The organism is Rhizobium sp. BK377, from assembly GCF_014193935.1.
Taxonomy (GTDB): domain Bacteria; phylum Pseudomonadota; class Alphaproteobacteria; order Rhizobiales; family Rhizobiaceae; genus Rhizobium.
In genome coordinates this window covers 388,195-402,078 of the sequence record NZ_JACIAC010000003.1, presented here as the reverse complement: position 1 = coordinate 402,078, position 13,884 = coordinate 388,195, and the positions used below count along the sequence as shown (strand labels likewise).

General features: G+C 61.3%; 13 protein-coding genes. 4 read left to right on the top strand and 9 right to left on the bottom strand.

Annotated features, from left to right (window positions below; all coding sequences use genetic code 11):
• The first annotated feature begins 6 nt into the window (after positions 1–6).
• Positions 7–1,206: a mandelate racemase/muconate lactonizing enzyme family protein gene (locus tag FHT92_RS16500; RefSeq protein WP_183827097.1), complete on the top strand. Its 1,200-nt coding sequence runs from the start codon at positions 7–9 to the stop codon at positions 1,204–1,206.
• Between the two features lie 168 nt (positions 1,207–1,374).
• Here FHT92_RS16500 and FHT92_RS16495 read toward each other — a convergent pair whose 3' ends face one another.
• Entirely contained in the window at positions 1,375–1,833 is a 459-nt protein-coding gene (locus tag FHT92_RS16495) for a DUF305 domain-containing protein (RefSeq protein WP_183827095.1), read from the bottom strand.
• Positions 1,834–2,375: 542 nt separating this feature from the next.
• Here FHT92_RS16495 and FHT92_RS16490 point away from each other — a divergent pair.
• Entirely contained in the window at positions 2,376–2,786 is a 411-nt protein-coding gene (locus FHT92_RS16490; RefSeq protein WP_183742283.1) for a hypothetical protein, read from the top strand.
• A gap of 67 nt (positions 2,787–2,853) precedes the next feature.
• On the opposite strand, the gene FHT92_RS16485 is transcribed toward FHT92_RS16490, so the two are convergent.
• Together FHT92_RS16485 and FHT92_RS16480 are read right to left on the bottom strand one after the other, a co-directional pair.
• Positions 2,854–3,489, bottom strand: coding sequence for a pyridoxamine 5'-phosphate oxidase family protein (locus FHT92_RS16485; RefSeq protein ID WP_183827092.1), 636 nt, complete (start codon positions 3,487–3,489; stop codon positions 2,854–2,856).
• A gap of 58 nt (positions 3,490–3,547) precedes the next feature.
• Positions 3,548–4,093: a carboxymuconolactone decarboxylase family protein gene (locus FHT92_RS16480; RefSeq protein WP_183827089.1), complete on the bottom strand. Its 546-nt coding sequence runs from the start codon at positions 4,091–4,093 to the stop codon at positions 3,548–3,550.
• A 123-nt stretch (positions 4,094–4,216) separates the two neighbouring features.
• Here FHT92_RS16480 and FHT92_RS16475 point away from each other — a divergent pair, with 123 nt between their 5' ends.
• Complete coding sequence (locus FHT92_RS16475; RefSeq protein ID WP_183827087.1) at positions 4,217–5,134, top strand: LysR family transcriptional regulator; 918 nt, start codon at positions 4,217–4,219, stop codon at positions 5,132–5,134.
• 115 nt (positions 5,135–5,249) lie between these two features.
• Positions 5,250–5,420, top strand: coding sequence for a hypothetical protein (locus FHT92_RS16470; RefSeq protein ID WP_183827084.1), 171 nt, complete (start codon positions 5,250–5,252; stop codon positions 5,418–5,420).
• Positions 5,421–5,555: 135 nt separating this feature from the next.
• On the opposite strand, the gene FHT92_RS16465 is transcribed toward FHT92_RS16470, so the two are convergent.
• The 6 genes from FHT92_RS16465 to FHT92_RS16440 all read right to left on the bottom strand — a co-directional run bounded on the left by FHT92_RS16465 (position 5,556) and on the right by FHT92_RS16440 (position 13,875).
• On the bottom strand, positions 5,556–7,328 hold the full coding sequence (locus tag FHT92_RS16465; protein WP_183827081.1) for an SLC13 family permease: 1,773 nt from the start codon (positions 7,326–7,328) through the stop codon (positions 5,556–5,558).
• A 260-nt stretch (positions 7,329–7,588) separates the two neighbouring features.
• On the bottom strand, positions 7,589–8,884 hold the full coding sequence (locus tag FHT92_RS16460; RefSeq protein ID WP_183827078.1) for an amidohydrolase family protein: 1,296 nt from the start codon (positions 8,882–8,884) through the stop codon (positions 7,589–7,591).
• Between the two features lie 36 nt (positions 8,885–8,920).
• A complete protein-coding gene (locus FHT92_RS16455; protein ID WP_183827075.1) occupies positions 8,921–9,865 on the bottom strand; it encodes an ABC transporter permease in 945 nt (314 codons plus the stop codon).
• Positions 9,862–10,911 (bottom strand): ABC transporter permease, encoded by a 1,050-nt coding sequence (locus tag FHT92_RS16450; RefSeq protein WP_183827072.1) that lies wholly within the window; start codon positions 10,909–10,911, stop codon positions 9,862–9,864. The genes FHT92_RS16455 and FHT92_RS16450 overlap by 4 nt, the downstream gene beginning before the upstream one ends.
• Positions 10,901–12,427, bottom strand: coding sequence for an ABC transporter ATP-binding protein (locus FHT92_RS16445; protein WP_183827473.1), 1,527 nt, complete (start codon positions 12,425–12,427; stop codon positions 10,901–10,903). The genes FHT92_RS16450 and FHT92_RS16445 overlap by 11 nt, the downstream gene beginning before the upstream one ends.
• Positions 12,427–13,875, bottom strand: a complete 1,449-nt coding sequence (locus FHT92_RS16440; RefSeq protein WP_183742299.1) for an amidase — start codon at positions 13,873–13,875, stop codon at positions 12,427–12,429. The genes FHT92_RS16445 and FHT92_RS16440 overlap by 1 nt, the downstream gene beginning before the upstream one ends.
• Positions 13,876–13,884 lie beyond the last annotated feature (9 nt).

The following is a 13,884-nucleotide window of genomic DNA, read 5'->3' as shown; positions in this document are numbered from 1 at the left end:
CCGAAGATGAAGATTACCGATCTCCGCTGTGCTGTCATCGGCAGACACCCGATCGTCCGCATCGTAACCGACGAGGGCCTCTATGGCTTGGGTGAAGTCGAATTCACCAAATCCTACCTCAAGCCCTTTGTGCTGCATTTCCGCGAGGCGTTGATCGGCGAGGATCCGACCGATGTCGAAAGAATCATGCTGAAGATCCGCCAACGCGGCTCTTTCAAGCCGTACGGCGCGGCAGTGAGCGCTATCGAGCATGCGCTGTGGGATATTGCCGGCAAGGCCGCGGGCGTGCCCGTCTATAAGCTGCTCGGCGGCAAGGTGCGGGACAAGGTGCGCGTCTACAACGGCTCGATCCGCCAGAAACGCACGGGAGACCGGCCGGAAGATTACGCCGCAGACGTCAAATGGATGATGGAGCAGCCACAGAACTTCTTCATGATCAAGCAAGGAATCTCGTTCCACTCCAACATGAAGGATACGGTTGAGGACTTCCACTACGGCGTGACGCAGAAGAAGGCCGGCTATCACGGCGCCATGGATCAGGGCGTGATCAGCGAGCGTGGGTTCAATCACATGCTCGACTGCGTGATCGCGATGAAGGAGGTGCTGGGGGACAAAGTCAGCCTGGCGCTCGACTGCGGTCCGGGCTGGATGCTGCCCGATGCGATCAAGTTCGCTCGCGCGGTTGAGAAGTACAATTTGATGTGGCTCGAGGACATGCTGACGGGCGACTACGTGCCGTGGGTCAATCCGCAGGCTTATCGGGAACTGACGATTTCCACCTCGACGCCGATCCACACTGGCGAGCAGATCTACCTGCGGCACAATTTCAAGGAGCTGATCGAGACGCAGGCGGTACGCGTCATCGGCCCCGATCCAGCCGATATTGGCGGTATTGCCGAGCTCAAATGGGTCGCCGAGCACGCCTACATGCACTCGATCCTGATGGCACCGCACGGCACGGCCAACGGCCTGCTAGGCCTCGGCGCGCTGATCAATGTCTGCGCCACCTTGCCTGCAAATTACGTCGCATTCGAATATCCGAGCGCTTCCGACCCTTGGTGGGAGGATCTGGTCATCGGTTTGCCGCCTCAGATCGTGAAGGACAGCATGGTGGACCTGCTGGAAGCGCCGGGGCTCGGCCTCGATATCGACGCTGAAGGGGCCAGGAGATATCTCAGCGAAGAGGATGCGGGCTTTTTCGACTGAACCCTCCTCCGCCCGCCGCGCGCATCTGATCTGCTCAAGGGCAACGATCCGTTCAAGGGAATGCCGGCGATACCATCGATGCAAAGACTGCGGACCTCGCTCGGTGGCGATCCGAAATACGACACCTGCAAGGCGTTCGCGCGGCGGCCTCCGACATGATGAACCCGCCTATTTGAAACCGCCAAGACGAGTTTGGATCGCATTCATCTGCTCGATTTCCTGGCGCTGGCCTCGAGAGATTTCGGAACAGAGCGTGACTAGTTCCGGATCATTTAGAGATGCCTCCCTGCACATGAGGATAGCGCCCGAGTGGTGCGGGACCATCGAGGCGATGAACTGGCGGTCACCTATAAGAGCCTGGGCGCGCGTGCCAGCAAAGGCGGCCACGAACAGAACCGCAAGGGCGACATGAATTCCGATGTTCAGCCTCTTGTTGCCGTACATGCCGGCCATGGTTGCGAGCATGATGATGCCCATCGGAGCCACCATCGTCAGCGCCATATAGAACATATTGAAATTGTTTCGGAAATCGCTTCGAACGTCGATCATCGAGAACATGACGAAATACATGACGATTAGGCTGAGAATCATGTTGAGGGCGAACATGGCGTAGGGATGCTTATTCATCTCTTGGTGTCCCATATGGTCGTGATCTTGGATATTTGCCTTCCGTCGGGCACCAGGCAGCATGATGGTGAAATTCGTGGTCGGCAGCGCCAGCCGTCGGGAGAACATCTCGCCTTAACTTTGCTTGACCTGCTTGGTTCCTGACATCGCGGCTTTCATCGGATGCTGCGGCATTGACGGCCCTTGTCGCACCCGATGAGAGACCAGCTGCTGCACCACGCCGACACGGATTGGGGTAAAGTCCGGATCGTCTGGCGCCGTGCCCGAGTCGCCTATGAGCGGGAGTAACAAGTCTGGCGGGATTGTTGAGGATCTGTCGGCGGCGAGAGCCGCGCTGCTCAGTCGTGGTTGACAGCGCCAGCCCCGAAGCTTTGCCTTGGATTGATGACGAGTGGCGACAGACGGTCAGAGCGCCGATCAGCTCAAGGGCATGCATCTGCGGCGGGTGACGAGCCCAAAACGTTCGCCACATTAACCATTCCCGGCCTTGACCCTGGCAAACATCTTCAAGTCTCAATATTGATGTCCTGAAGAGGAGCGCCATGAAAAAAATCGTTTCGATCGTCGTCAGTGTGCTGTTTGCCGGCCACCCTGCGCTTGCCCAGTCGAACGTGACGGCCACCCATGCAAACCGCCTGGTGGAGCACTACCGTGCCTATATCGGTGAGGCCGATCTCTTCAATTCAAGCGGAACGCGGCTCACGCAGCCTTGGCAGATTATCCGGCAGGATCGAGCCAACTTCCACCGGTACGGTATTCGCGACAGTGATGACCAATCGGACTCGTTCTTTGCCGATCCCGCCAATCGGCAATCGCTCGAAGCCATGCTCCGTAGTGGCTCCATGACCCGGGAAGCTGCAGCAATGATCGTCCACGGCAATGTCTGGGTTGATGTTGATATCTATGGCAACCAAGGGACCGGCCGCTGGATTGACGTGACTGTTTCCGACTGACGCCAAGCGGCTCGGCCGAAACAGATGAGCCATGGCGGCGATTTCCCAGGCATGGGGCTCTTGCCAATCAGCTACTAGTATCGGCAGAGCTTACGACCTGCGCCCGCAAGGCTGCATTCTCTGCCTCTAGTTCAGCCAGGCGCTGACGAAGCGGCTGGACGGCGACGGCAATCTCCGCCTCGTTATAACGCGGCGTGATATGCTGCGGGCAGTTCCAGTCGAAGGCTTCGAGCCGCAGGCGGAAGAGGCGTTCCGGTTTGGCACGATAGGACGGCGTAATAAGCAGCTCCGTCAGTGCCGGATCGGCATCGAGCGCTAGCTTTTCGGCATGCGCATAGATCTTCAGCCGTGCCCGGCGGGGATAGTCCATCAGGAACAGACAGACCCTGTCATTGGCGGCGAGATTGCCCGTGCTGATGTACTGGCGGTTGCCGCGATAGTCCGCAAAGGCGAGCGTGCGATCGTCAAGCACTTTCAGGAAACCCTGCGGCCCGCCTCGATGCTGGACATAGGGCCAGCCGGTTTCGGAAACGGAGGCCATGTAGAAGCTGTCGCGCGATGCAATGAAGGCGCTCTCGTTTTCCGTGAAGCGGTCGAAGCTGCGCTCGCTCGGCAGGTCGGTCCAGAAGTTCTGAACACCCATTTCCGCCTGTGCGGCGCGCACGCTGGGGGTCGAGGCGATGTCGAGAAATCCGTAAGTCATGATCCGTCTCCTCAAAGTGTCGGGGAGGGAGCAGGGCGTCAACCCTGCTCCTCATCCATCAGGCCGCATTGGCGGCCGATACCGCAGGGAAGTCGATATCTGTTCTGGCGACTTCGTTCAGATAATTCGTGAAGGTATTCTCGGCGACGAGCGCGACGATTTCGACGATCTGCGCATCAGAGAAGCCGGCTGCGCGCACGGTTGCGAGATCGGCATCGGAGACGTGGCCGCGTGCCTCGGCGATCCTGGCCGCAAAGCTGACCGCAGCGTTCGCCTTGGCATCAGCGGACGTACCCTTGCGGTTCAGCGCAATTTCCTCAGGGCTGATCTTTGCCAGGTTGAGGCCGAGATAGGTATGGGCGGACAGGCAGTAGCCGCAACCGTTCACCTCCGCGACGGCAAGCGCAATCCGTTCACGCGTCTTGACGTCGAGCGTCTTCGACAATGCGACTTGAAAACCGGTAAAAGCGCTCAGCACTGCCGGGCTGTTGGCAACCAGGCGAGACATGTTCGGGACGAACCCAAGCGACTTCTGGATGCCGTCAAGTGTGGGCTTTGTCGCTTCCGGTGCTTCGTCTTTGGTTGGGATGGAAATGCGGGACATGGACGATCTCCTTTGGAACAGGACAAGTCGCGATTGGCTTGTTGATGGGAATTTGGCGATTTCCACCCACAAAGAGAATATGCTTTTAGTGGAAGTGATTTTACCAATAAGCGGAAGAATGATTTGGACCGGTTCGAAGCGATGTCAATGCTGCTGGAAGTGGTGAACAGGGGAAGCCTGTCCGCAGCCAGCCGATCGCTGAAAATTCCGCTGCCGACACTGAGCCGCAAGATCACCGAGCTTGAGGCGCTGCTCGCAACCAAGCTCCTGACCCGAACCACACGAAAGATCGCTCTTACCGATGCGGGTTCTACCTATGTAGAAGCGGTGAAGCGCATTCTTGAGCAGGTTGAGGAGGCCGAACGCCAGGCATCCGGCGAGTTCGCGATGCCGAAGGGCGATCTGGTGTTAACGGCCCCGGTCCAATTTGGGCGCCTTCATGTCCTGCCCGTCGTAACCGACTTTCTGGCTGCTTTTCCGGCAATCAACGTGCGGCTGATGCTGGCGGACCGGAATATCGACCTCGTCGAGGAGCATGTCGACATGGCGGTACGGATCGGCAATCTGCCCGACAGCGCCATGGTCGCCACGCGCGTCGGTTCGGTTCGCAGGGTGGTCTGCGGCAGCCCCGCTCTGTTTGCAGGTCGCGGAGTTCCGAAGGAGCCGGCCGATCTCCGGGATCTGCCCTGCATCAGCGTTGAAGTGCTGAGCCCGTTCGCAGGCTGGCAGTTTCGCAAGCCTGGCGCCAGCAAACCAGTCGAGGTGGCAATTACACCGCGGCTTTCCATAACCACGACGGAAGCGGCTGTCGAGGCCGCCATCCGCGGCGCCGGCGTCACCAGGCTGCTTTACTATCAGGTCGCAGAGGCGGTCGCGGCCGGCGTGCTCAAAATCGTGCTCGAGGACTTCGAACCGGAGCCCGCTCCCATCCACCTGGTTCATCTCGCCCGTGGGCAGATGCCGCTCAAGATGCGCCACTTTCTGGATTTCGCAGCCCCCCGGCTGCGGGCGAGCGTCGCCGCTCTGCAATCCTTGTCGTAGCGCGGAACGAGCGTTCCGAAAACTATCACTTTGTATCGTTTTGCCCTGGGGTGACCGCCTCGCGGGGAACACTGCCAAGTCCTCGGCGTTCATCGTGGTGACAGAGGAGCATTCCATGGCAAAGACTCCACGCATCGCAATTCGCGGCATGATTTTCTACGTGCTCGCGCTCCTGGTGCTCGGTATTATCATAGGCGCAGTCTACACGCGCTTCGGGAGCCCTTCGAATCCAGCGGAACGATCAGCATCGGAAACCCTCCCGCAGGCCGACAAGCCGCGGCCGTAGATCCCATGATTCCTACCGGCCGGCCGGTGAAACAGAAGCGAGTTTATCTTTGGCTTGAGGAACTGTGGTTTGCTGATCTCTGGCGTGACGGGCCGGTGCGGTTGGCGCTTGAGCGAGTCCGTCTTAAACCGGCAATCAGCTGACTGGCCAGACATAGAGCAACACCGGCACGCTGACGAGGATGATCAGAAACGACAATGGCAGGCCAAGGCGCGGGTAGTCGGAGAACTTGTATCCCCCCGGCCCGAAGACCAGTGTGTTACATTGGTGGCCGACCGGCGTCAGGAAATCGCAGCCGGCGCCGATCGCGACCGCCATCAGGAAGGCTTCCGGCTTGAAGCCGAGATCGGTTGCGAAACCGGCGGCAATGGGAGCCATGACGAGGACCGTGGCCGCGTTGTTGAGGAAGGGTGTCACCGCCATCGCGACGATCAGGATCAATCCGAGCGCACTCCAAGCCGGCAAGCCCTTTGCAACCTCGCCCAGTCCATGCGCGATGAGATCGCTGCCGCCTGACGTGCGCAGTGAATCCGAGACTGGAATCAGGGCCGCCAGCATGATGAGGATTGGCCCGTCTACCGATTTGTAGATATCGGCAAGCGGGATCGCCCGGAAGACGACCATGGCAAGTGCCGCAGCAAAGAAGGCCACAGGCACCGGCGCAAGGCCGATTGCCGTCGTCCCCATGGCAAGCGCCAGGATGACCAGCGGAATGAAGGCCCGCCTGCGCGTGCCGAGCAGGATCTCGCGCTGGGCAAGCGGTAGCAGGGCCAGATCCTGAATAACGACAGGCAGATTTTCCCGGCTGCCCTGCAGCACCAGCACGTCGCCGGCAGCAAGCGTCAGATTGGCAAGGCGCTCCTGCAGCCGTTGACCATGTCGGCTGACGGCCAGCAGATTGACACCGCGCGTATAGGCGAGCGCAATTTCTTTGGCAGAGCGACCTTTCAATGGCGATTCCTGGCTGATGATCGTTTCGATGGAAATGAGCTCCGTCTGCGTTTGGCCATTCTCCCTTATCGGTTTGCCGGAGAGCTGCAGCTTACCCGCCGAAACGATGCGGTCGATCGCGGCAGACGGACCTTCAAGCAGGACGATATCGCTTTCCCGCAAGGTCAGATCGGGAAAGGGGGACATGCGCGTTGCACCGCGCAAGACGGACGTGACAATCGCCTCGCCGTCACCGGGCCTGACGAGGTCGCTGACCGGTTTTCCCACGATCGGCGATTCGGCCGTCACCATTGCTTCGGACGTATAATTCGTGATCTCGACCGCTTCCTCGATCGAGCGGCCCTGTTTCGTGCGGCTTGGCACCAGCCAATGAAAGAAGATGAGGAAGATCACGCCGGCAATCGTCAGCACTCCTCCAACCGGGGTGAAATCGAACATGGTGAAGGAGCTGCCGGTCATCTCTTCTCTCAGCCGCGAGACGACGATATTGGGCGACGTACCGATCTGCGTCATCAGCCCACCGAGCAGGGCGGCGAACGACATAGGCATCAGATATTTGGACGGCGATGCGCCCGACTTCCTGGCGAACTGAAAGGCGACCGGCATCATGATCGCCAAGGCGCCGATATTCTTAATGAAGGCGGAAAGCAGCGCCACGACGATCATCAGAGTGGCCAGCTGGCTATGCAGTGTATTGAGGTTCGGAAAGAAGCGCTTGATCGCCATATCCACGACGCCCGATCGTGCCACGCCGGCCGAAACGATCAACGCACTGCCGACGATGATGACGATATCATCGGAAAAACCGGAAAAGGCCTTGTCCTTCGGCACGATACCGACAGCAACGGACAGAACGAGAGCGCAGCATGCGACGACGTCATATCTGAACCGATCCCAGATGAAGACACCCATCATGACAGCAATGACGGAGAAGGCGAGGATCTGCTGTGTTGTCATCCGGATCCGTGAGTCTGCGAATTGTTGATGAATTTCGAGACGAGGCAGACGGATTGAAAACGTCTTCCTGCGCAGAAGGGTTCCAAGCTTACCGCGGGTTCGGAGCGTATGGTTCAAAGCAGGATAGTGCCCGGCAATCGCGGCCCCGTCCGGGTCCATCGAGGTGGAACACCTCCGGCACCTGCCCGCCGCGCCCTCCTGACGCCGCCTTATCTCATCCAGGTCTAAGGCGAGCACTGAGGGCGCACCCAAGAAGAGGTTTAGGTGCCGGGGACGATCGGGGCATAGGCGGCGCCGTCAACCGTTGCCGGACGTCCGTCGAGAAGCAATTCGCTGATGCGCGGAGCCGAACGCGCGATGACCTTGCCGCGGCGGATAACGGTCAGCCGGGTTGCTTTCAGCCTGAGCGCCTCCACCGGATCGCGCGCCTGCAGGATGACAAGATCGGCATTCCTGCCCTTTTCAAGGCCGTAGCCTTCAAGTCCCATGGTTTTGGCGGAGTTGACGGTCAGCGCGTCGAAGATCTTCTTTTTGTCGTCGATGCCGGCCATCTGCGCCACGTGGATCGCCATATGGCCGACCTCCAGCATGTCGCCGGAGCCCATGGAATACCAAGGGTCCATCACGCAATCGTGGCCGAAGGAGACGTTGAGGCCGGCGTCCATCAGTTCGCGCACCTGTGTCATGCCGCGCCGCTTCGGGTAGGTGTCGTGGCGTCCCTGCAGCATGATGTTGATGAGCGGATTGGGGATGACGTTGATCTGAGCCTCCGCCATCAGCGGAATGAGCTTGGAGACGTAATAATTATCCATCGAATGCATGGAGGTCAGGTGCGAGCCGGCGACCCTTCCCTGCAGGCCGAAGCGCACCGTCTCTGCGGCAAGCGTCTCGATATGGCGCGACATCGGATCGTCGGTCTCGTCGCAATGCATGTCGACGGGCAGGCCGCGATCGGCGGCGATGCGGCAGAGGGCTGCGACCGAGGCTGCGCCATCGGCCATGGTGCGCTCGAAATGCGGAATGCCACCAACGATATCGAGACCCATGTCGAGCGCACGGTTCAGGGCGTCAACGCCGCCGGGCGAACGATAGTAGCCATCCTGCGGGAAGGCGACGAGCTGCAGGTCGATATAGGGAGCGACCTTCTCGCGTACCTCGATCAACGCCTCGGCGGTGACCAGCCTGGGATCGCTGGTATCGACATGGCTGCGGATGGCGAGAAGCCCCTGCGAGACGGCGAGATCGCAGTAGCGCAACGCCCGCTCCACCAGGGCTTCGCGGGTGAGGATCGGCCGCAGTTCCCCCCAGAGCGCAATGCCTTCGAGAAGCGTGCCGGAGCGGTTCATGCGCGGCAGGCCGAGCGAGAGCGTTGCGTCCATGTGGAAATGCGGATCGACGAAGGGCGGACTGACGAGTCGGCCGGTCGCATCGATTTCCTCGCCGGCATTGGCCTCGATCCTGGCCGCCACCTCGACGATTTTGCCCTTCTCTATGGCGATGTCGATGCCCATGCGGCCATCGGGAAGATTTGCGTTTCTGATGATCAGGTCAAACATGGCGGCACCGGTCTGTTGTGGTTCTGAAGGATGGGATCACCGCTCGCCGCGGCGATAGGGCTGCATCAACGCCTGCGGCACGCGGGCGCGTCGCGCCATCACGGCAAGAGCTGCGATCGATACGAGATAGGGCGTCATCAGGAAAAGCTGATAGGGCACGACCCCGCCGAACACCGTCTGCAGCCGCAGCTGGAAGGCGTCGAAGAAGGCAAAGAGCAGGGCGCCGAAGAGCGCCCGACCGGGCCGCCACGAGGCGAAGACGACGAGCGCGATGGAAATCCAGCCGCGCCCCTGGACCATGGTCGGGAAGAAGCTGTTAAAGGCCGAGAGCGTCAGGAAAGCGCCGCCGACGGCCATCAAGGCGCTTCCGGCAATGATCGCACCATAACGGATCCGGATCGGGTCTATGCCCTGCGCCTCGGCGGCATGCGGGTTTTCGCCGGTCATGCGGATCGTCAGGCCAAGTGGCGTTCGGAAGATCAGATAGCCCATCGCGAGTGCCAGGAAGATCGCCAGATAGGTCGGCGCCGTCTGTGCAAAGAGGGCCGAGCCAAGGAAGGGCAGATCGGAGAGAATGGGAATATCGAGCGGCTGGAAAGGCACGATCGTCGGCGGTGTACCGGCAAGCGGCACGACCAGGCGAAAGATGAAGTAGCTGAGGCTGGAGGCAAAGAGCGTGATGCCGAGGCCGGTGACGTGCTGCGACAGGCCGAGCGTGACGGTCAGAAGCGCATGCAGCAGGCCAAAGATCACGCCGGCAAAGGCTGCGACCAGAAGGCCGGTCCAGAGATCGGCGCCATGAAAGACCGCGAGCCAGCCGATCATCGCCCCGAAGGTCATGATGCCTTCGATGCCGAGATTGAGCACGCCCGCCCGCTCGCAGAGCAGCGCGCCGAGCGTGCCGAAGATCAGCGGTGTCGCGATACGCAGCACGGCGGCCCAGAGGCCCGCAGAGGAGACAATGTCGATCAGAGCCATCATCTGCGGATCCTGTATTGGGTGAAGAACAGGGCAATGAGCATGGTGAGCAGCGAGACGGCGACGGTCACGTCGGCAATATAGGTCGGTATGCCGAGCGACCGGCTCATGCCGTCGGCGCCGACGAACATCGTGGCCGTGAAGAGGGCCGCGGCAATCACTCCGATAGGGTGCAGGTTGGCAAGCATGGCGACAATGATGCCGGAATAACCGAAGCCGGGCGACAGATCGGTCGTCACATACCCCTTCACGCCCATCACCTCGATCGCACCGGCGAGACCCGCCAGACCGCCGGAAAGGCAGGCGACCTTGACCAGCGTCATGCCGAGCGGCACGCCGGCAAAGACCGCACCGGCTGGGTTGAGACCGGCTGCGCGCGAGCGCAGACCAAAGACGGTGCGCGACTGGAGGAGATGCACGGCAAGCGCGATGACGATGGCGATGATGAAGCCGACATGCAGTCGCGAGCGCGCCACCAGTTTCGGCAGCAGGGCGTGATCGCTAACCGGCATGGATTGGGGCCAGCCGAAGGCGAGCGGATCCTTCAGCACACCATCGATCAGCATGGAAACGAAGAGCAGGGCGACGAAATTCAAAAGCAGGCTGGTCACCACTTCATCAACTGAAAAACGAAGCCGCAGCCAGAGCGGCACGAGGATCAGCACCATGCCAGCGACGGCGCCCGCAATCAGCAAGGCGGGGATGAGCAACGCAGCGGGCAGTCCGGTCAAAAGCTTGGAGCCGAGTGCGGCAACGGTGATGGCGCCGAGATAAAACTGGCCTTCGGCGCCGATATTCCAGAGCCGGGCGCGAAAGGCGACAGCAGCGGCAAGGCCGGTCAGCATCAGCGGTGTCGCCCGTGTCAGAGTCTCGGTCGCCGAAAGCCGCGTGCCGAAGGCGCCGGTGAGAATGCGCCAATAGGCTTCGAAGACAGGGGCGCCGGCAAGCGCAATCAGGATGCCGGCAATGGCGAGTGCGGTGATGACGGCGGCGATGGGTGCCGCTATGACCAGATAGAGCGGGCGATGATCGCGGCGTTCAAGACGCATGCTGGGCCTCGGACGTCCATTCGCCTGACATCATTAGGCCGAGTTTTCTTGGATCGGCAGTCTCGGCATCCACGGGCGGCGACAGGCGCCCCTTGACGATCGCCTGGATGCGGTCGGCAAGGCCAATTACCTCGTCCAGATCCTCCGATATCAGAAGCACGGCCGTGCCCTCCTTGCGTGCCTGCAATATCCTTGCATGGACGGCGGCGACGGCGCCTTCGTCGAGACCGCGGGTCGGTTGCGCCGCAATCAGGATCTTCGGCCTGTCACGCAGGTTGCGGCCGAGGATCAGCTTTTGCATGTTGCCGCCAGACAGCCGCCGCGTGCGCGTCGCCGGTCCGCCGCCGCGAATATCGAACTCCGCGATGATCTCCTGGGCGAAGGCAATGCCGGCCTTTCGGTCGACCAGTCCGCGGCGAGAGAAGCGCGGCGCGGCGATGCGCTCCAGCACGGCATTTTCCCAGACGGCGAGTTCGCCGATCGCGCCTTCCTTATTGCGATCCTCCGGAATGCGGCCGATACCGGCTTCGATGAGACTTTCGACACTGAGTTCGGTGACCGGCTGCCCGAAGAGAATGATATCGCCGCGGCTCCAGCCCACCAGTCCGCTGACGAGATGGCTGAGCGTCGTCTGGCCATTGCCGGAGACGCCGATGATGCCGAGTGTCTCGCCGGCATGGAGCTGAAAACTGATATCTCTCAGCCGCTCCTGGCCGCCGTCAGAGACGGTGATACCGACAGCCTCGAAAACGACTGCGCCCGGCGTAGACGCTTCACGCACCGGGCGCGTCACCCGGCGGCCAACCATGAGTTCGGCGAGCTCTGCCTTGCTGGTCTCGCCGGTCCGCCGCTCGGCGACCACCTTTCCGCCGCGCAGCACGACGACGCGGTCGGCTGCACTGATCACCTCGTCAAGCTTGTGAGAAATAAAGATCAGCGACAGGCCCTGCCGGGCCATTTCCCGAAGCGTCTGGAAAAGGCGTTCCGCCTCGATATTGGTCAGCACCGCCGTCGGCTCGTCGAGAATGAGAATTCGGGCATCGTTATAGAGCGCCTTGAGAATTTCGACGCGCTGCTGCTCGCCGACCGAGAGGTCGCCGAGCCGGGCATCGGGGTTGACGCCGAGGCCGAAGCGGGCGGCAATGGAGAGAAGCTTGGCGCGGCCGGCGGCTTTCTCCGACTTCCAGGACCAGAGCCTTTCCGTTCCCGTCATGACATTTTCGAGCACCGTCAGGTTCGGCGCCAGGGAAAAATGCTGGTGCACCATTCCGATGCCGGCACGGATCGCCGCCCGCGGCCGGCCGGCCGGCAATTCGGCGCCCTCGATATGGATCGTTCCCGCATCCGGTACATAATGGCCGAAGAGGATGCTCATCAATGTCGTCTTGCCGGCGCCGTTTTCGCCGAGCAAGGCCAGCACTTCTCCCCTGGCAAGACTCAGCGAAATATCCTCATTGGCCTGGATTGCGCCAAAGCGCTTGCTGATGTCGGCAAGCTGAAGCACGGGAGCTGATATCATGTGGCAAGTCCCGCAATGGCATGGGGGTGGATCCAACGTTGCTCTGCTTCCAGCCGCGAGGCAAGGGCAAGCAGCAGCGGTTCCCGGCCCATTGGCGCCAGCAATTGCACAGGCAGCGGCATTCCGTCCGCATCGCTTCCAAAAGGCAGTGTCAGCGCCGGAAAGCCGGAAATATTGGCAAGGCAGGCAAGTGGCGCAAAGCGCGCCATGCGGTTCAGATGCAGGTCGGTATCCTGATGATCGGTCGGGAAGGAGCCGATCGGCAGAGGGGCTGTCGCAAGCATCGGCGTCAATAGGCAGCTGATATCGTCGAACAGGTGCCAGAGGTCATGGCTGACATGCGGCATGGTGCTGAGGCTCTGCCAGAGCGCAGTTGGGGCAAGTCTGGCCCCGCGCACCGCAAAGGCTGCCGTCAGAGGCTCGGCCTTCGAGAGGTCAAGATGAAAGCTATCGACGAGCCATGCCAGATTGATTGCGATGATATCGGCGAAAATGGCGGCACTCGTGATGACGTTTGCTTCAAGCCGCTGCCATTCCACGATGACGATCTCATGTCCGTCCCCCTCGAGGCTGCGGGCCGCGGCCTCTCCGGCTTGCTGCCGTGCAGCCTCGGTCGGAAAGTCGCTGCCGGTATCCGTTAGCAGGCCGATGCGCAGGCGGGATTTTTCGCTCCCGTCGAGCGCCGGCTCCGGGTAAGGTCCGGCGGGGTTTCCATGAAGCGTGTCGAATATTGCGCCGGCATCGCGGACCGAGCGGCAGACTGCCAGCTCGCTGGCGATGCCGCCAAGATGATTGCCGAAGCCCGGGCCGCCTGGAATGGCGCCGCGGCTGGGCTTCAGGCCGACGAGACCACAACAGGCGGCGGGCACGCGAATGGAACCACCGGCATCCGTTGCGTGGGCAATCGCCACGATGCCGGCCGCGACCGCAGCGGCCGCACCACCGGAAGAACCGCCCGCCGTGCGGGAGGGATCGAGCGGATTGCGGCAGACAGGCCCGCGCACCGGCTCGCTTGCAAGGGAGAGGCCGACTTCCGGGCTGGTGGTGAGACCGAAGAGGCTGAAACCGGCCTGACGAAAACGATCTGCGAGATCGGAATCGGCAGACGGATCGAGCATGCCGTCGAAGAGCCGTGAGCCAGCGCGAACCGGAAGACCCTTGAACGGGCCGCCGAGATCCTTGGCAAGCGTCGGCACGCCGGCAAACGGCCGGAGGGAGAATATGGCGGGATTGTCCCGATATTCGCGATCAAGCGCGGCGGCATTCGCTAGGCCCAGGTCTTCGTCGAGATGACAGATCGCGCCCAGCGCATCCTTCGCCCTGGCAGCGGAAATCGCAGCCTTCATTGCTTCGGTGCAATCAAATGCACCGGTTCCGATCCGGGCGGCGAGCGCTATCGCGTCGCCGCCCGGTATCGAGCTCTTGCTTTTCTCAATCCCGTTCATGCAGATGCC